Source organism: Pseudomonas sp. GW101-3H06 (assembly GCF_059424605.1).
On the sequence record NZ_JBWKZO010000001.1, the window covers coordinates 3,837,265 to 3,854,377 of the forward strand.

At 60.1% G+C, this 17,113-nt stretch carries 13 protein-coding genes; 6 read left to right on the plus strand and 7 right to left on the minus strand.

The window, feature by feature from the left end; translation table 11 throughout:
• Nucleotides 1–3 precede the first annotated feature (3 nt).
• The 6 genes from AC07ZE_RS17480 (at nt 4) to AC07ZE_RS17505 (ending at nt 7,604) form a co-directional block, all read left to right on the plus strand.
• A complete protein-coding gene (locus AC07ZE_RS17480) occupies nt 4–1,164 on the plus strand; it encodes an iron-containing alcohol dehydrogenase (RefSeq protein ID WP_207265938.1) in 1,161 nt (386 codons plus the stop codon).
• Between the two features lie 134 nt (nt 1,165–1,298).
• Complete coding sequence (locus AC07ZE_RS17485) at nt 1,299–2,855, plus strand: amino acid permease (protein ID WP_207265939.1); 1,557 nt, start codon at nt 1,299–1,301, stop codon at nt 2,853–2,855.
• Nucleotides 2,856–3,234: 379 nt separating this feature from the next.
• Nucleotides 3,235–3,438: a hypothetical protein gene (locus AC07ZE_RS17490; protein ID WP_207265940.1), complete on the plus strand. Its 204-nt coding sequence runs from the start codon at nt 3,235–3,237 to the stop codon at nt 3,436–3,438.
• The gene (locus tag AC07ZE_RS17495) at nt 3,435–5,336 is read left to right on the plus strand and encodes a phospholipase D-like domain-containing protein (RefSeq protein ID WP_207265941.1); all 1,902 of its coding nucleotides are present in this window, start codon (nt 3,435–3,437) and stop codon (nt 5,334–5,336) included. Before AC07ZE_RS17490 ends, AC07ZE_RS17495 begins: the two co-directional genes overlap by 4 nt.
• Nucleotides 5,336–6,628 carry an SEL1-like repeat protein gene (locus AC07ZE_RS17500; RefSeq protein ID WP_207265942.1) on the plus strand — a complete coding sequence of 431 codons (1,293 nt, stop codon included), beginning with the start codon at nt 5,336–5,338 and terminating at the stop codon, nt 6,626–6,628. Before AC07ZE_RS17495 ends, AC07ZE_RS17500 begins: the two co-directional genes overlap by 1 nt.
• On the plus strand, nt 6,618–7,604 hold the full coding sequence (locus AC07ZE_RS17505) for a DKNYY domain-containing protein (protein WP_207265943.1): 987 nt from the start codon (nt 6,618–6,620) through the stop codon (nt 7,602–7,604). Before AC07ZE_RS17500 ends, AC07ZE_RS17505 begins: the two co-directional genes overlap by 11 nt.
• Nucleotides 7,605–7,923: 319 nt before the next feature.
• Here the strand turns inward: AC07ZE_RS17505 and AC07ZE_RS17510 are convergent, their stop codons facing one another.
• From AC07ZE_RS17510 to AC07ZE_RS17540, 7 genes are all read right to left on the minus strand, one after another.
• Nucleotides 7,924–9,234 (minus strand): MFS transporter, encoded by a 1,311-nt coding sequence (locus tag AC07ZE_RS17510; RefSeq protein ID WP_207265944.1) that lies wholly within the window; start codon nt 9,232–9,234, stop codon nt 7,924–7,926.
• A gap of 91 nt (nt 9,235–9,325) precedes the next feature.
• Nucleotides 9,326–10,543: a fumarylacetoacetate hydrolase family protein gene (locus tag AC07ZE_RS17515; RefSeq protein ID WP_207265945.1), complete on the minus strand. Its 1,218-nt coding sequence runs from the start codon at nt 10,541–10,543 to the stop codon at nt 9,326–9,328.
• 26 nt (nt 10,544–10,569) lie between these two features.
• Nucleotides 10,570–11,628, minus strand: coding sequence for an Ldh family oxidoreductase (locus AC07ZE_RS17520; RefSeq protein ID WP_207265946.1), 1,059 nt, complete (start codon nt 11,626–11,628; stop codon nt 10,570–10,572).
• A gap of 16 nt (nt 11,629–11,644) precedes the next feature.
• On the minus strand, nt 11,645–13,225 hold the full coding sequence (locus AC07ZE_RS17525; protein WP_207265947.1) for an aldehyde dehydrogenase (NADP(+)): 1,581 nt from the start codon (nt 13,223–13,225) through the stop codon (nt 11,645–11,647).
• Nucleotides 13,226–13,261: 36 nt separating this feature from the next.
• Nucleotides 13,262–14,809 (minus strand): UxaA family hydrolase, encoded by a 1,548-nt coding sequence (locus tag AC07ZE_RS17530; protein ID WP_207265948.1) that lies wholly within the window; start codon nt 14,807–14,809, stop codon nt 13,262–13,264.
• 164 nt (nt 14,810–14,973) lie between these two features.
• The gene (locus AC07ZE_RS17535) at nt 14,974–15,936 is read right to left on the minus strand and encodes a LysR family transcriptional regulator (RefSeq protein ID WP_207267841.1); all 963 of its coding nucleotides are present in this window, start codon (nt 15,934–15,936) and stop codon (nt 14,974–14,976) included.
• Nucleotides 15,937–16,104: 168 nt separating this feature from the next.
• A complete protein-coding gene (locus AC07ZE_RS17540) occupies nt 16,105–17,034 on the minus strand; it encodes a LysR family transcriptional regulator (RefSeq protein WP_207265949.1) in 930 nt (309 codons plus the stop codon).
• Between the last annotated feature and the right edge of the window lie 79 nt (nt 17,035–17,113).

Sequence of the window (17,113 nt, forward strand, 5' to 3'; positions counted from 1 at the left end):
GCCATGAGCCTGACTGGAAACTGGAACTACCCCACGAGCATTCGCTTCGGTGTCGGCCGCATCAGCGAACTGGCCGAGGTCTGTCGCAGCCAGGGTATCCAGCGACCGCTGCTGGTGACCGACAGCGGCCTGGCGCGGGCACCGATCACCACCGCGGCACTGGATGCCTTGCGCAACGCGGGGCTGGGCGCCGCGCTGTTTTGCGACCTCAAGCCCAACCCGGTCGAAGCCAACCTGGCCGGCGGGCTCGAGGCCTGGCGCGCGGGCAACCATGACGGTGTGGTGGCCTTTGGCGGCGGCAGTGGCCTGGACATGGGCAAGCTCATTGCGTTCATGAGCGGGCAGACCCGGCCGGTGTGGGATTTCGAGGACATCGGCGACTACTGGACCCGTGCCGATGAAAGCCGCATCGCTCCGGTCATCGCAGTGCCGACCACCGCCGGCACCGGCTCTGAAGTGGGCCGCGCGGCGGTGATCATCGACGATCGCACCCACACCAAACGCATCATCTTCCACCCGAAAATGATGCCACGGGTGGTCATCAGCGACCCGGCCCTGACCGTCGGCATGCCGGCAAAAGTCACCGCTGGAACCGGCATGGACGCGTTATCGCACTGCCTGGAATCGTACTGTGCCCCCGGTTTTCATCCCATGGCCGATGGCATCGCGGTAGAAGGCATGCGCCTGGTGGCCAATGCACTGGTGCGCGCGGTGCACACCCCGTCCGACCTCGATGCGCGCGGGCAGATGCTCGCCGCCGCGGCGATGGGCGCCACCGCTTTCCAGAAAGGCCTGGGCGGCATGCACGCCCTGGCACATCCGATCGGCGCGCTGTACGACACCCACCACGGCATGACCAACGCCACCCTGATGCCCTATGTCCTGAAATTCAATCGCCCGGCCATCGAGGAACGCATCACGCGCCTGGCGGCTTACTTGCATCTGCCCTCCCCGGGCTTCGACAGCTTCCTGGCCTTTGTCCTCAAACTGCGCAAGGACATCGCCGTGCCGCATACGCTGTTTGAACTGGGGGTGGATGACAAGCAGGCAGACCTGATCGCCGACATGGCGATTGTCGATCCGTCCGCCGGTGGCAACCCGCTGCCGCTGACCCGGGCCGGCGTGGCAGAAATTTTCGAAGCGGCGTATCACGGCCGTCTGTAGGAGCAGTCGACTGTCCAGGGTCGAATGGGCAGGTTTCACCGGTGGGAAACAGGAGCAGTACGACAAGGGGTTGAAGACCAGGCCGTCCGGCGTTCCGGGTGGATGCGTATCAAAACCTGAAGGGGCACACGACAATGAACCCAGCAAGCCAGCCCGGCACCGACGCGCACGACGATGACGTCAAAGTGCTGCACAGCATGGGCTATGCCCAGCAGCTCTCGCGACGAATGGGCGTTTTCTCCAACTTTGCGATTTCCTTTTCGATCATCTGCATCCTCTCCGGCGGCATCAACTCCCTCGCCCAGGGTACCTCGGGCGCGGGTGGTGCCTCGATCGGCATCGGCTGGCCAATTGGTTGCCTGATTTCCGGAGTGTTCGCCCTGGCCATGGCGCAGATTTCTTCAGCCTACCCCACCGCTGGCGGCCTGTATCACTGGGGTTCGATCCTCGGCAACCGCTTCACCGGCTGGCTCACGGCCTGGTTCAACCTGCTGGGGCTGGTCACAGTGCTCGGTGCGATCAACGTCGGCACCTATTACTTCTTTTTCGGTGCCTTCGGGCCGGCGCTGGGCATGGAAGACACCACCACGACACGGGTGATTTTCCTGGCGATCCTCACCGGTCTCCAGGCCCTGTGTAACCACCTGGGGATCGGCCTGACCGCGAAACTCACCGACTTCTCCGGCTATCTGATCTTCGCCACGGCCCTGGCGCTGACCATCGTCTGCCTGATCTCGGCCCCCAGTTACGAATTCTCCCGCCTGGTGACCTTCGGCAACTATTCTGGAGCCGCAGGCGGCGGTGTCTGGCCAGAGGTGTCCAACGCCTGGGTCTTTATGCTCGGTCTGTTGCTGCCAATCTACACCATCACCGGCTACGACGCCTCCGCGCACACGTCCGAGGAAACCCGCAACGCCGCCATGTCAGTGCCACGCGGAATGGTCATGTCGGTGGTCTGGTCGCTGCTGTTCGGCTGGGTCATGCTCAGCGCCTTCGTGCTGATGCTGCCGAGCATGGACGAAGCGGCCAAGCAAGGCTGGAGTGTGTTTTTCTGGGCCATGAACACCCAGGTGAACCCGTTGCTCAAAGATGCGTTGTTCGTGGCGATTTTCATCTCGCAAGTGCTCTGCGGCCTGGCCACTGTGACCTCGGTTTCACGCATGATCTTCGCGTTTTCCCGCGATGGCGGCCTGCCGTGTTCCAAGGCATTGGCCTCGGTTTCGCCAACCTTCCGCAGCCCGGTCGCCGCCATCTGGACCGGCGCCACGCTGGCGGTGTTGTTCGTCTGGGGTTCTTCCGTGATCTCGATTGGTGAAACGCCGGTCTACACCATCGTGGTGTCCTGCACGGTGATCTTCCTGTTCTTCTCGTTCGTCATTCCCATCGTGCTGGGCCTGTTTGCCTACGGCAACTCGAAATGGCCGACCATGGGCCCCTGGAACATGGGCCGCTTCTGGTACACGGTGTTTGCCCTGCTCTCGGTGTTGTCGATGGTGATCATCTTCGTGATCGGCATCCAGCCACCGAACGATTGGGCGTTGTACATCACCATCGGGTTCCTGGTGCTGACGGCCATTGTCTGGTTCGGGTTTGAGGCCCGCAGATTCCAAGGGCCGCCAGTGGGTGATGTGATCGTCAAACGCCAGGCGGAGATTGCGGCGGCCGAGGCGGCTTTGGAGAAGCGCTCTTAAGGCGACTCCACTTTCCAGGCGCTGTAAGAAGCGAAACTTGCTTGCGAAGACGGCAGTCCCAGTCAAAGGATGCGCCCGACCGCCCATCTTCGCGGGCAAGCTTCACCTCCCCAAACGGGTGTGTTTTCCTGCAAGGGCTGCCCAAGTCAGCAATGCTTTTGATCTTCTACTTAAGCGGATCGATCGAGCCTGCCGAGGTTCCCCCCCGTAAAAGTCGCGCTACCTCCCACCTTCGGTGAGACAGTAAGAAATCCTATAGCCATCCCCCTAGGACACTAGGACGCATCCCACACCAACCTCGGACATTTCTTATATTCATTCACGTCTGCTTCTTGAGAGCTTATCGAGCTTTCAAGTCACGCGGGGCTACCGATTGTTGATGGCCAACGGTGTGAGCTATCAGATTCCGGTGCCCACCGAATATCGCAATTCCGAACAGGCCTGCTTGGCCAATCGTGGCTTTCATAACCACCGCTCAAAAACCAAAGCAGAAGTGAATCAACCCAATTCGCATACCGATCACCGGGCGTTGTACGACGCGGTGCTGCAAGGAATCAATGATCAGCAAGGGAAAACGCCATGAGCCAATACGAAATAGTGGTGCCAGTCGCACTGCAGCATACTCAAGAGGTGACTTGTACCCCGCCCTGGTACGTGCAGGACACCGAGTATCCGCCCGCCATGGCGACTTATGAACCGTTGATCAACGGCGAAGAAGCATTCCGTGCGGTACATGAGGCCATTGTGAATGCCAAAACCTCTGTCGACATCATTTGCTGGGGCTTCCAGCCGTCGATGTACTTCATCCGCGACGGCATATCGCCGTGCATCGGTGAACTGCTGTTGGCCAAGGCTCGCGAAGGCGTCAAGGTTCGGATACTGGGGTGGGAGATGCCATACAACACCGCAGGCAAGGCCGGAGAAGCCAACCTGCCCGGCAAAGGCCCGTTCCGATACTACGATCGAGAGTTGCAACCCTCCACGGACGACCAATACGCCTATGACCGTTACTGGTTTGCCAACTATGCGACGGCTGACAACATGGCCGCCGCGCTTCAGGCCGCTCGCGGGACGCCAGTGTTCGTCAGTCGCGGTTTCAGTTTGTTTGAAAGGGCCGAAGTCGCCTATCAGGCAATGTACAAAAGCCATGACCCGCAGATCAGCGCCAGTACGCAATTCATCCTCACGGCGACAGCGACTCATCATCAAAAAACAGTGCTCGTCGACTATGAGTTGGCGGACCGCGCCGTCGGTTTCGTCATGGGCCACAACATGCTCGACGAGTACTGGGATACAGATGCTCATACGGCACTGAAGCGCGGCAAAGATGGCAAACCGGCACCCAATCGCGGACCGCGTGGCGACACCCCGCGCCAGGACATTTCCAGTCGCGTCAGTGGGCCGATCCTGGAACACCTGCACCACAACTTCGCCAGTGCCTGGCGCAAGGAAACCGGCGAGGATCTGCTCGCCCCGCGCCAGGCCATGCAGGTGGGACCGCAACTTCAATGTGTCCCGCAGGCCTCCCGACAAATCGCGCAAATCCTGCGCACCCAAGCCCAGGAAGGCATACGTGACATCGAACAGCTTTACCTGCAAGCCGCCAACAACGCGACCCAGTTCATCTACATCGAGAACCAGTACTTTCGCTGGCCACCCCTGGCCGAACTGATCAAGGCGGTCGCCGCCGGCCAGACCAAGGCCGGTCGTGACCCCGCCATCCATGGCAACTTGCATCTGTTCGTCGTCACCAATGCCAGTGACGGTGGCATTGGCTCCGGCACCGTGAACACCCAACGCATGCTCGAAAGCCTCGGGCGCGGTGAAACCATGCCGAAAATCACCAGGTTACGGCGTATCGAACAGGCAAAAACCGAGGCAGCCGTACAGGAACTCAGCCTTAGCGAACGCCTGGAGGCGCACGCCCTGGTCATGCTGACCAACCTCACCGACGCATTGGGCGCAACCGATCTCAGCGACAGGGCCAGGGAAGATCAGCGGCGCAAAGCCTGGTCCAACGCTTGGCGCCAACGCAGTCTGAACAACCAAATCGCAGAAATTGAAAAAGAAGTTTTGGCTACCAGGGAGTTCCCCGGGCTCAAGGTCCATGTGTGCTCGCTGGTCGCTCCCGACTCGCCCGCAGGCAAAAAATGGATGGACGTGTACATCCACTCCAAATTGATGATCGTCGACGATGTGTTCACCACCCACGGCTCGGCCAACATCAACACCCGCAGCATGCAGGTGGATAGCGAACTGAATATCGCCCATGAGTGGGCGAGTGTGACGCAGGCGTTGCGGCGGCGGTTGTGGGAGATGCATACGAATGGGATGGGGGCGCAGGATGATCCGGAAAAAGCGTTTGAAGCCTGGGAAGACATCATCAAGCGAAACAAAGACCTTCAATTAAAACAGATGACTCCATACGCCCCCCTCGTGGAGTTCTATTACGGCGAATCAAAGCTGTCGGACCTCGACTGATGCGTTGGATCTTGCTGCTGTCCTGCTTGGTGCTGGTCGCTTGCGATACTAGTAATCCTTCTTCCAATACGACCAAGGAAACGCCCTTGAACCCTTTAAATGAAGTCAAGGCCAAGATGGCCTTCAACTGTGCGCACGAGCAGATTCCCGCTCCATCCACCGAGACCGATGTGTTGTTCCAGTACGCACGCTGGCTACAAAAGAACAACCAACTCAAGCAAGACGAAGCAGTTGATGGGCAAATTGAGCGCCTGTATCGCATCGCCAGTGAGAATGGCCATTACAAGGCCAATATCAACCTGCAGAACGGAGCGATGCGCGGTACTTTCAAGGTCCGTGGTGAAGAGCATTTGCGCATGAGTGAGCAACTGATTGATGCGGGGGTAGCGTCGGGATATTACTTTGTCGGCATCTTCCTGGAGCACGGCGCGGCTGGGTTGCAGCAGGATCGATTAATGGCCCTGCGTTATTACCGAAAAGCCGCTGATGAAGGTAGTGCCCTCGCTCAAGCCTATGTCGCCGACAAGTTGGCGCCGATCAACATTGCCCCGGATATTGCCCGGCAAATGCGCCGTTGCGCTGCTGAACAAGGAAATGGTGACGCTGCCGGAGCACTAGGTATAGATCATTCGACAGATGGGCAGTATCAGGAAGCCGTTGAAGCCTTCCAGCTTGGAGTAGCGGCCGGCGACAGCACCTCGGCTTCTTTTTTGAGCCATGGCTTCCGTGGACCGAAGCCGGATGATCGGCTGTACTACCTGGGTCAGCAGGAAGACCTCGAACGAGCCGATCGCTACGAAAAAATCTGGAAATACCTTTCGGGCTACTCCTACGCCAATCCCAAAGTCCCCGAAATCAACGAGATCGTCCCGTTACCGCCCGCCAAACTCCCCGCCTGGGACGGCAAGCTGCAATGGCTCGAAGAACGCCAGGCCAACATGCCACCCGAAAAACCCGGCGAAGCGCTGATTCATCAACTGGCCAAGGCCAAACGCCTCGAGCCTGCCACCGGAAGGCCCATGCCGGGCTCCTCGGCATTTATAGAGATCGACTACCTCAAAAGACCGATCTGCTTCAGCGGCCAAGCCTGTACGCATACCGGTTACTGGCAGGCGAACTGTATCGCTGGCCAACCCTTTTCGAGCTTGCGAAATCTCGAGTCCCGGCGTTTTGCAAAGGGCGAAATCATGCCCACCCTCAACGTTCAGCACCGTCACAGCCGATTCCTGCTCGCCGATCGAATAACTGTCGAGGAAGAAAACATTGAATGGAGGCTGCTGGGTGAAGCCTGAATATTGTTTGATCGTCGGATTGAGCACATTGCTGATCGGGTGTGATGCATCTTCGCTCACCCGGCCAAAGCCGAAACAGGAAACCGCGGATATGAAAATCTGCCGCGAAATAACCGATGGAAAGCCGGGAAAATGCACTCGCAATCTACTGTCTGTTTCGAGCAACTACGTTGTTAAGAGAGGGCAAGTCTATTGGATGACAACACGTGATTACGAGGAGCGACCCTGCCTTTCTGGTATGGGGGCATTCTTTCACAACCTCACTTCGTGGAAGTGCATTAGATCAGGGGTAAATAATGTTCGCCATATTGAAGAGCGTCAACTTAAAAGAACCGCTAAATTTTCAAACGAATTTCAACCATTAGAACGTAGCAGCACGGAGCATGCTGATTGGAAACAAAAACAGCTGTCGAACTACGCAAAAGATGAAAATGCGGTCTATTTCCAAAATATAAAAATTGATGGCGCCGACCCAAAGGATTTTTCGGTCGTATTTCCGTTTGGAAGTAAAGAAATATGGAGCAGATTTAACGTATCGCAAAGTGGACAATCGCAATTTTTAAGCGGGAAACCAACTGAAAATATTGAGTTGAGCCAGTTTCGTGCATTCACCCCAGTTCGCTGTCCGGGAAACGGCCTCAGTTGCAATAAAGACTTTGAATATACCAGGGGTGACAGACTCCCCCACGGGATACTTGGATGGATTGGAAGTGATATTATTCTTCTTCGTGAGGACGACATTATTCGGTTCCCCAACATGGTATCGCCAGATATGTTTTCGTTTTCAACGAGGTATAAAAACTATCTTCATACAAAAGAGGCATTCTACGAGCTTAGCCCAAACCATAGAGACTTTAACGCCATGAATGTCGATTATTATGAGCATTTCAATAATTTAGAGAAAACCTATACGCACAAAGCAACATCCAAAGATGAGCAACGACACACTAATGGAACCGCCAATACTGGCAATTAAAATTAGCAATAAAACGAGTAAGAAAAAAAGACGATGTAACGATTGACTTTCTCCCAAACTCACCAGGGCCCGAAGTCGAGGGTGAAAGCATTATTCTATTAGACGACGAAGGAAAATTTATTGAGGCTCATCCTTATGGGAACTTCATCGAAAGAATTGAGGGCGGTGTAAGGCTTACTCGGCCGGATGGGCAACGGTAAGTATAGGAGCGAAGCTTGCTCGCGAAAAACGCTGGACAACTGCGTTCATTCAGACTGCACGCGTTATCGTTGACGTCCATCGCGAGCAGAGCTCGCTCCTACAGGTGTTAGTACATCCCTTACTCAGTCACACCCACGATGTGTTCAGGCGCAGGCTCGGCACTGCCAATCGGCGCGTTGAGCAGCAGGAAGTACGCCAGGGCCGAGCACAGCGCCACCACCGCACTGATCATGAACGCGGTGTTGAACGAACCCGAGTACTGGATGCTGAAGCCGGTGACGATCGGTGCGACGGAACCGGCGATGTAGCCGCCGAAGTTCTGGATCGAACCGAACGAGGCGACCCGGCGGCTGTCGACGATGGTGTTGACGATCATCCAGGCCGTGGCGCTGGCCATGTTGATGCTGAACAGCGCCAGGCACAGCAGGATGATGCAACCGGTCAGGCCGGTGACATACGACAGCGGCAAGGTGAACAGCGCCGCCAGCACCAGGCCGGTGATCACGCCGAATTTGCGGCTGGCCAGGATGCTCATGCCACGGCGTACCAGCATGTCGCAGAAGCGCCCGGCGACAATGGTGCCCACCGCGCCGAAGCCATAGGCCAGCGACACCAGCCACGCGGTCTTGTACAGGTTCATGCCGTGCTCGCGCTCGAAGTAGCCGGGCAGCCAGGTCAGGTGCAGCCACAACATGTAGATCACGCCCATGAAGCCCAGGACCGCGCCCCAGGTGCTGCGGTGCTTGAACAGGTCGAGCCAGCCGGCAAAGTAAGAAACTTTCGGCGCCTGTGAGGTGGCCACTTGCGGTTTGTTCTCGGTCGGCAACGGTTTGCCTTCAGCCGCGAGTTCGGCCAGGTATTGCGCCTTGCTCTTGTAGAAGGTCAACCAGCACAGGGCCAGGACGATGCCGATGACGCCGGTGATGATGAACATCCCGCGCCAGCCGAAATTAACCATGAACAGGGTCAACAAGGGCGGCGCCAGGCATGGGCCCAGGCAGGTCGACGACCAGACGATCCCGGTCGGCGTTCCGCGCTCGTTGGCATCGAACCATTCGGACAGGGCCTTGGCCGCCGAGGGGAACATCGGCGCCTCGCCAATCCCCAGCAGCACGCGCAGGCCCATGAAGCCGGCGAAGCTGTTGACCATGCCGAAGGCCGACTGCGCCACCGACCAGGCCAGCAACGAAGCACCCAGGGCGATTTTGCTGCCCAGGCGGTCGATGATCAGACCCATCGGCAGTTGCGCAAAGGCGTAGGCGATGGAAAACGCCGACAACAGAATGCCCATCTGCGAAGGGCTGATCATCATGTCCTTCTGGATCGAGGTGTTGGCGATCGACAGCGCACTACGGTCCAGGTAATTGACGATGCCGATCAATAGCAGGAAGACAACGGTGATGCTTTGGTACTTCTTCAGTTTGTTCATCTGGTGGCCTTTATTATTGTTATTGCAGCGGTTTCAATGCCGGAGCGATCCTTCTACCGGTGCCACGCTCATCCCTGGGGTTAACCAAACATCAGGGCTGGCGCGCCGTCACTGCCGCCTCGAGCAGACCGCGTCGGCTCAGGCTGTGGATCAGCGAGCGCAGGCCGAAGTCCCATTGTGGCGCCAGGTCGCTGGTGGTCACGCGGTTGCACAAGGTACCCAACTGCGGGTTGCTGATCGCCACCACATCACCCAGCTTGTGGGTGAAACCGCTGCCCGGCTGGTCGCGATCCTGCTTGGGGGCGAACAGGGTACCGAGAAACAGCACCAGGCCGTCGGGATATTGATGGTTTTCATTGAGCGTCTGCTGGACCAGGTCAGCCGGGTCGCGGCTGATCTGGCTCATCGAACTGCGGCCATCGAGGATGAAACCGTCCTGGCCTTCGACGCGCAAATTCACTTCTGCGTTACGCACATCATCCAGACCGAAGGTCTCATCGAACAGACGCAGCAACGGCCCCAGTGAGGTAGAGGCGTTGTTGTCCTTGGCCTTGGACAGCAGCAAGGCGCTGCGCCCTTCGAAGTCACGCAGGTTGACGTCATTGCCGAGCATGGCGCCTTGAATAGTGCCGTTGCTCGACACCGCCAGCACCACTTCCGGCTCCGGGTTGTTCCAGCTCGACTTGGGGTGAATGCCAATGTCGGCACCGTGGCCGACCGCCGACAGCGGCTGCGCCTTGGTGAAGATTTCGGCGTCAGGGCCGATGCCCACTTCCAGATACTGCGACCACAGGCCCTGCTCCACCAGCACCTTGCGCAAGGCTTCGGCCTGGGCCGAGCCCGGGACGATCTGCGACAGGTCGGCACCAATGCGGCTGGCAAGGGTGTCGCGGATCGCGTCGGCCTTGGCCGGATCGCCCTTGGCCTGCTCTTCGACCACACGCTCCAGCAGACTGGTGGCGAAGGTCACGCCAGCGGCCTTGACCGCCTGCAGGTCGATCGGCGCCAGCAACCATGGGCGGGTTTCATCGCGCAGGCTCGGGTCGCTGTTGTCGAGCAACGCCGGCAATTCGATCAAGGCCTCGGCCAAGGGCAAGGCACGCAAGTACGCCACCGGGTCAGCCAGTTCAAGCAGGGCCGATACCGTCGCCACATGGGCGCTGATATCGTGCGCGGCACCGTCTTTGACCAGCACCACGGCAGGCCCCTGGCCGGGCAGCCAGACGCGTCCGACCCAACTGCCGTTGTTGAATACGGCGGCATTTTTACTCAGTTGCAGGGGTGCCTGGGTTTTCGATTCGTTGGTCATGTCTGCACTCTTGTTGTCGTTATCGGTCATTGCGAAAGGGCTGGCAATTGCAACTGCCCGGCAGTCTTGTTGAGCTCATCGACCACCTTGTGCGCCAGGCTCACGCCTTCGCGCAGGGCCTGCTCACGCAGCTTCAGGCCGGCCTGGCCAGGCAGGCGCACCGGGCGCTCGGGGTCGACCGGTCGGCTCGCCAGGATCAATTTGCTCAGGAACGAGCTTTCGTCAGTGAAGGCCTCCAGTCCGCCGAAGAACCGTGGGTCAATCACCACGGCCGTGGCCGAAGCGCCCCATTGGTCCGGGGCATCCTTGCGCCCGTGGCCGGCCAGGCCCGAGGTCAGCGCCTCGACCAGAATCGCCAGGGCAAAACCCTTGTGTCCGAAGGCCTGGCCGCCCAGAGGCAGGATGCTGCCCGGCGGCGTGGTGAAGAAGTCGGCCGGGTCGTTGCTCAATCGGCCCTCATTGCTCATCAGCACCGGGTGCGGCAGTGTGCTGCCCGCATCGCGGCATTGTCCGACCAGGCCCAGGGTAACGGTGGACATGCTCACGTCCAGCAAGATCGGCTCGCCCCGGGTCGGGATGCCGGCGGCAATCGGGTTAGGCGTGTAGATCGGATCGATTCCGCCGTGGGCGCACACCAGCCCCGCCGATGGGTCCGAGGAATACACCATGGCCACCAGGCCACGATCCGTGAAGGGCTTCAGATAAGCGGCCAGACAACCGATGTGCGAAGCTCGGCGCACCACGGCGATACCGATGCCCTGCTGCGTGGCACCATGCGCCGCGCTATCCAGCGCACGGCTGACACAATAAGGGCCGAGCACATAGTGGCCGTCAAACAGAGACGAAATGCCGCTATCGGAAACCTGTTCGAGCATCCCGGCACGGGCCTTGACCTGTCCTGTGAGCATGCCGCCGATATAGCGGCTCACCAGATTGAGGCCGTGGGTACGATGACCCAGCAGTTCACCTTCGAGCAGTACCCGGGTCACCACCCGGGCGACCTCGGCATCGGCCCCGGCTTTTTCGAACAGTTGCTCGACGAATGTGGTGATTGTCGGGACGTCGAAGCGTTGGGATTGCGTCATGCTTGCTGCTCCGTGATCAATTCAATGCGGCTGTGCTGTGCTTGCCATCAACCAGGCGCTGTATGCCCAGTGGGTTGGCGTTCTTCAAGGCATCGGGCAACAACGCATCGGGCACGTTCTGGTAGCACACCGGACGCAGGAAGCGATCGATCGCCAGGGTACCGACCGACGTGCCGCGCGCATCTGACGTGGCCGGGTATGGGCCGCCGTGGACCATGGCATCGCACACCTCGACACCGGTCGGGTAACCGTTGAGCAGCACGCGGCCGACTTTCACTTCCAGCGCCCCGAACAGTTGACCGAAAACGGCCAGGTCGTTTTCGTCGGCCAGCAGCGTGGCCGTGAGCTGACCGCGCAAGGCGCCGACAGCGCGCAACAACTCAGCTTCGTCCGCCGCCTGAACCACCACGGTGCAAGGGCCAAAGACCTCTTCCTGCAGCCGTTCATCCTGTTCCAGCAATAGGCTGATATCGGCTTCGAACAGTTGCGGTTGCGCCTGATTGCCCTTTTGCGACAGGCCACTCAAATGCTTGATGCGCGGGTGAGCCAGCAAGGCCTGCAAGCCGTTGCCATAGCTGTTCAAGGTGCCGGCATTGAGCATGGTCTGCGGTGCCTGCTCGGCCATGTGTCCGGTCAGGCGTTCAATGAAGCGGCTGAATGCCGGCGAGCGAATACCCAACACCAAACCAGGGTTGGTACAGAACTGACCACAGCCCTGTACCACCGATGCGGTCAGCTCCTTGGCCATTTGCTCGCCGCGATTGGCCAGCGCCTGTGGCAAGACCAGCACCGGGTTGATGCTCGACATCTCGGCAAACACCGGGATCGGTTGCGGCCTGGCTGCCGCCATGTCGCACAGGGCACGGCCGCCCTTGAGCGAACCGGTAAAGCCCACCGCCTGGATGCCCGGGTGCTTGACCAGCGCCTCCCCGACACCGGCACCGAAGATCATGTTGAATACGCCTGCCGGCATGCCGGTGCGCTCGGCGGCGCGGATCAGCGCTTCGGCCACCCGCTCTGCCGTGGCCATGTGACCGCTATGGGCCTTGAACACCACCGGGCAACCGGCGGCCAGCGCGGCAGCGGTGTCACCACCGGCGGTGGAGAATGCCAACGGGAAGTTGCTGGCCCCGAACACTGCCACCGGGCCGACACCGATGCGGTATTGGCGCAAGTCCGGGCGTGGCAAAGGCATGCGATCCGCCAGGGCCTGGTCGATGCGCGCACCGTAGAAATCACCACGACGCAGCACTTGGGCAAAAAGACGCATCTGGCCACTGGTGCGACCGCGTTCCCCCTGAATCCGCGCGCTCGGCAACGCCGTTTCCCGGCAGGTCAAGGCAATGAAATCTTCGCCCAGGCCATCGAGTTCGTCGGCGATGGCTTCAAGAAATTGCGCCCGACGTACCGCCGGCAGATTGCGAAACAGCGGGAATGCGGTACTGGCAGCCGCCACTGCCGCATCGACCTCAGCCAAAGTGGCCTGATGGAATGCGCCCGGCAGGCGTTCGCCGGTATGGGCGTCGACGCTGTAAACCAGGGTGTCGCCCAGCGCACTGCGCTGGCCCGCGACAAAGTTGTGTCCGGAAACTTGCATGTATTAATCGCCTTATGAAGGTTGCAGGGCTGTCAATCAGGTCACGGCACCGATCTGCCAGGGCACGAACTCGTTCTGCCCGTAACCGTGTTGTTCGCTCTTGCTGCGCTCGCCAGAGGCGATGCGCAGCATCTGTTCGAAAATGTAGGCACCGCGCTCTTCAATGCTGGTGGAACCGTCGGCGATGCCGCCGCAGTTCACGTCCATGTCTTCTTCCTGGTGTTCGAACACCCGGTTGTTGGTCGCCAACTTGATCGAAGGCGCCGGCGCGCAGCCGTAGGCCGAGCCCCGGCCGGTGGTGAAGGCAATCAGGTTGGCGCCGCCGGCCACTTGCCCTGTGGCCGAGACCGGGTCGTAGCCTGGGGTATCCATGAACACCAGGCCCTTGGCCCGAACCGCTTCGGCGTACTGGTACACATCCACCAGGTTGCTGGAACCGGCCTTGGCCACCGCGCCCAGGGATTTCTCGAGGATGGTGGTCAGGCCGCCGGCCTTGTTGCCGGCCGAAGGATTGTTGTTCAGCTCAGCGTTCATGCGCTGGCAGTAGTCTTCCCACCAGTGAATGCGCGCGATGAGTTTTTCCCCCACCTCGCGACTCACCGCACGGCGCGTCAGCAAATGCTCCGCGCCATAGATTTCCGGGGTTTCCGAGAGGATCGCGGTGCCACCGGCGGCCACCAGGCGATCAACGGCATTGCCCAGCGCCGGGTTGGCGGTGATGCCCGAGTAACCGTCCGAGCCGCCGCATTGCAAACCCACGATCAAATGCCGCGCGCTGACCGGCTCGCGCGTGACCTGGTTGGCCTGGGGCAGCAACGCCTTGACCTGCTCGATGCCACTGGCGATGGTTTTCGACGTGCCGCCAACGCCCTGGATGGTGAAGGCACGCAACTGATCACCGGCCTGCAGCCCCTGGGTCTCGAGCAGGCTTTCGATCTGGTTGGTTTCACAGCCCAGGCCGATGATCAGCACCGCAGCGAAATTAGGGTGTACGGCGTAGCCGCCGAGTGTGCGGCGCAGCAGGCCCAGGGCCTCACCGCTGGGGTCCACTGCGCAGCCTGCGCCGTGGGTCAGCGCCACCACACCATCGATGTTCGGGAAGGCCGCCAGCGCCTCGGGATGGATATCCCGGCGAAAGTGATCGGCCACGGCGCGAGCCACGGTCGCCGAGCAGTTCACCGAGGTGAGAATGCCGACGTAGTTGCGGGTCGCGACGCGGCCATCGGCACGCACGATGCCCTGGAACACGGCTTCGGTACTCGGCATGGCGTGGGCATCGACGCCGAAGGCGTAGTCACGGGCAAAGTCGCCCATCTCCACATTGTGCACATGCACGTGATCGCCGGCTTCGATGGGTCGGGAGGCAAAACCGATGATTTGTCCATAACGACGCAGGGGCTGGCCCTGCTCCACGCGTTGGGTCGCGACTTTGTGCCCGGAAGGAATCGGCTGGCGCACAGTGATCGCCTCGGCTTCCAGGCTCAGGCCTTCAGGCAGGGCCTGCCGTGCAATCACTACGTTGTCCAGGGGGTTGAGACGGATCACGGCAGGGTCGCCGGTCCGGGTTCTGGCAATCAGTTGCATGGGACCTCACAGGGCAGTACGGCTGACTTCTTGTTATGGCGTCGCCCGTTGCGTGAAGGGCGAATCTGCGCCAACTGTAGGGAGCCAACGTCAACATTCCCAATGAGATGATCCGATCAATCGATAACCTGGCGTTATCGAATTGGCTTATCGAGTGGTTTTAATCAATCGTTCGCCACACCCTCCTCCCGGCGCTGGCGCGCGAAATCGAGCAGGATCCCGGCGAACTCCAGGGCCGAACCGGTCAGGGGCTCGTCCTTGCGGGTGATGATGCCGTATTCCAGCGCCGCCAGGCGCAGCGGGCTCTGCAGCTCCTTGAGCTGACCGCTGTCCAACTGCGCCGCCACCATGGACCTTGGCAACATCGCGATCATCGGCCCCGATTGCAGCAGTTGCAGGAACATCTGCATCGAGATGGTATCGACGCTGTCTGCCGGCGATGCGATGCCGGCGGCCTTGAATGCCAGTTCCAGGCGATCGCGAATCGGCGTGCCCACCGGGTACAACACCCACGGCCAATGGCCCAGCGCCTCGAGTGGCGTACTGTCCAGCGCGTTCAGCGGGTGGCGGCTGTTGACCACCAGGCTGAAGGGCTCAGGCTCCAGCGGCTGGAAGTCGAAGACCTGGCGGTAACGCTCTTCGGTAAAACGGCCGATTATCAGATCGAGCTTTTTTTGTTCAAGCATGTCCAGCAGGTGATCGCTGGACTGCTCTACCACTTCAATCGACAACAACGGACTGCGCGCCTTGATCGCGGCAATGGCCTGGGGCAGCACCACCGAGGTTGCCGCAAATATCCCGCCCACCTTGAGAAAGCCATGGCCGCCCTTGCGCAACCGATTGACCTGATCGACGAACGTGTGCGAATCGGCCAGCGCCCCCTGCGCATAACGCACCACGTACTCGCCAAGCTCCGTAGGCGGCATGCTGCGCGGCAGGCGCTGGAACAGGGCAAAACCGAATTGCTCCTCCAGGTCACGCAGCATCTTGCTCAAGGCGGGCTGGCTGAGGTTCATCTGCAGGGCGGTGGCGTGCATGTTGCGCGTGCGTGCCAGGGTGTCGATCAGCACCAGGTGCTTGAAGCGCACCCAGTTGCAGAAGCTGGAATGGGTAATGTCCGACGGCATTGGGGTGTAGTGCCTCTTCTTGTGGTGGGGGTGCATGATCTGGAGCTGGCTTGCCAGTGCTTTGACAGTGTACATATCCGTTGCTTCGGTAACGGATATGTAGCAAAAAGCCACCCGCCACGCAGAACAACCCAAACATCAAAAACGGTGACGATACAGCCCGACCATTCAAAACGACTGCCCACGCAAATACCGCAACAGCCCCTCCAACGCCACCGACCGCGGCCGCGAACGCAAGGTCAGTAGACCAATGTTGACCATCGAAATCGGTAGTTCGACCGGCAGGATCGCAACCATCCCGTAGCCTGCGTAATGCTCGGCCACGTCATTGGGCACCACCGCGATCATGTCCGATGCTTCAAGCATCGCCGTGGTCGCCAGGATCGAAGCGGTTTCGACGATGTCCAGCGACTGAACCATGCCGCCGGCTTGCAGGGCACTTTCCACCCGGCGGCGCATGGGGCTGCCGATGGGGTGCAGGATCCAGGTCAAGGTGACCAGGTCGGCCAACTGCAATGACGAGGCACCCGCCAACGGATGGCCAGCCCGGCCGATCACGCGCATCTGCTCGCCGTTGTCGAACAGCTCGATGTCCAGGTCCTGGCTGTCGCTCTGGTCCGGCAGGCGCCCCAGCACCACATCGAGATCACCGCGCAGCAAAGCCGGCAGCAAGGTATCGCTGGTCCCAACCTCAATGGAAATCCGCACCTTGGGGTGATCGCGCTTGTACGCCAGCACCGCCGTGGTCAGCAGCCGGGGCACCGGTCCCATCACGCTGCCGACCCGTACCAGGCCCATGGCCCCGCGCGCCAGTTCGGCGATCTGTGCCTGGGCATGCTCGAACTCATGCAACGCGCCCTGGGCGTAACGAATCATCACCTCACCATACAGCGTCGGCTGCATGCCCCGTGGCAAGCGCTCGAACAGGCGCACGCCAAGACGCTCTTCCAGTTGTTGCAACAGCAGGCTGGCGGCCGGTTGCGTGGTGTGCATCGCCGTGGCTGCCCGCCGCAGGTTGCCGAACTCACCCAGGGCATTGAGCAAGGTGATCTGCCGGCTGGAAATTTTCAGGGTGCCGCGGTTGTGGGTCTGAGACATATCAAATCCGATATACCTTCTTAGGGAATCGCGATTATGCCTGTATCGCTCGGCGACCTACAGTCAAGTCTCCAACGGT

Bases quoted from the DNA above. Each gene is read 5' to 3' on its own strand.
- AC07ZE_RS17480 (WP_207265938.1), top strand. From the start codon at position 4: ATGAGCCTGACTGGAAACTGGAACTACCCCACGAGCATTCGCTTCGGT.
- AC07ZE_RS17485 (WP_207265939.1), top strand. From the start codon at position 1,299: ATGAACCCAGCAAGCCAGCCCGGCACCGACGCGCACGACGATGACGTC.
- AC07ZE_RS17490 (WP_207265940.1), top strand. From the start codon at position 3,235: ATGGCCAACGGTGTGAGCTATCAGATTCCGGTGCCCACCGAATATCGC.
- AC07ZE_RS17495 (WP_207265941.1), top strand. From the start codon at position 3,435: ATGAGCCAATACGAAATAGTGGTGCCAGTCGCACTGCAGCATACTCAA.
- AC07ZE_RS17500 (WP_207265942.1), top strand. From the start codon at position 5,336: ATGCGTTGGATCTTGCTGCTGTCCTGCTTGGTGCTGGTCGCTTGCGAT.
- AC07ZE_RS17510 (WP_207265944.1), bottom strand. From the start codon at position 9,234: ATGAACAAACTGAAGAAGTACCAAAGCATCACCGTTGTCTTCCTGCTA.
- AC07ZE_RS17515 (WP_207265945.1), bottom strand. From the start codon at position 10,543: ATGACCAACGAATCGAAAACCCAGGCACCCCTGCAACTGAGTAAAAAT.
- AC07ZE_RS17520 (WP_207265946.1), bottom strand. From the start codon at position 11,628: ATGACGCAATCCCAACGCTTCGACGTCCCGACAATCACCACATTCGTC.
- AC07ZE_RS17525 (WP_207265947.1), bottom strand. From the start codon at position 13,225: ATGCAAGTTTCCGGACACAACTTTGTCGCGGGCCAGCGCAGTGCGCTG.
- AC07ZE_RS17530 (WP_207265948.1), bottom strand. From the start codon at position 14,809: ATGCAACTGATTGCCAGAACCCGGACCGGCGACCCTGCCGTGATCCGT.
- AC07ZE_RS17535 (WP_207267841.1), bottom strand. From the start codon at position 15,936: ATGCCGTCGGACATTACCCATTCCAGCTTCTGCAACTGGGTGCGCTTC.
- AC07ZE_RS17540 (WP_207265949.1), bottom strand. From the start codon at position 17,034: ATGTCTCAGACCCACAACCGCGGCACCCTGAAAATTTCCAGCCGGCAG.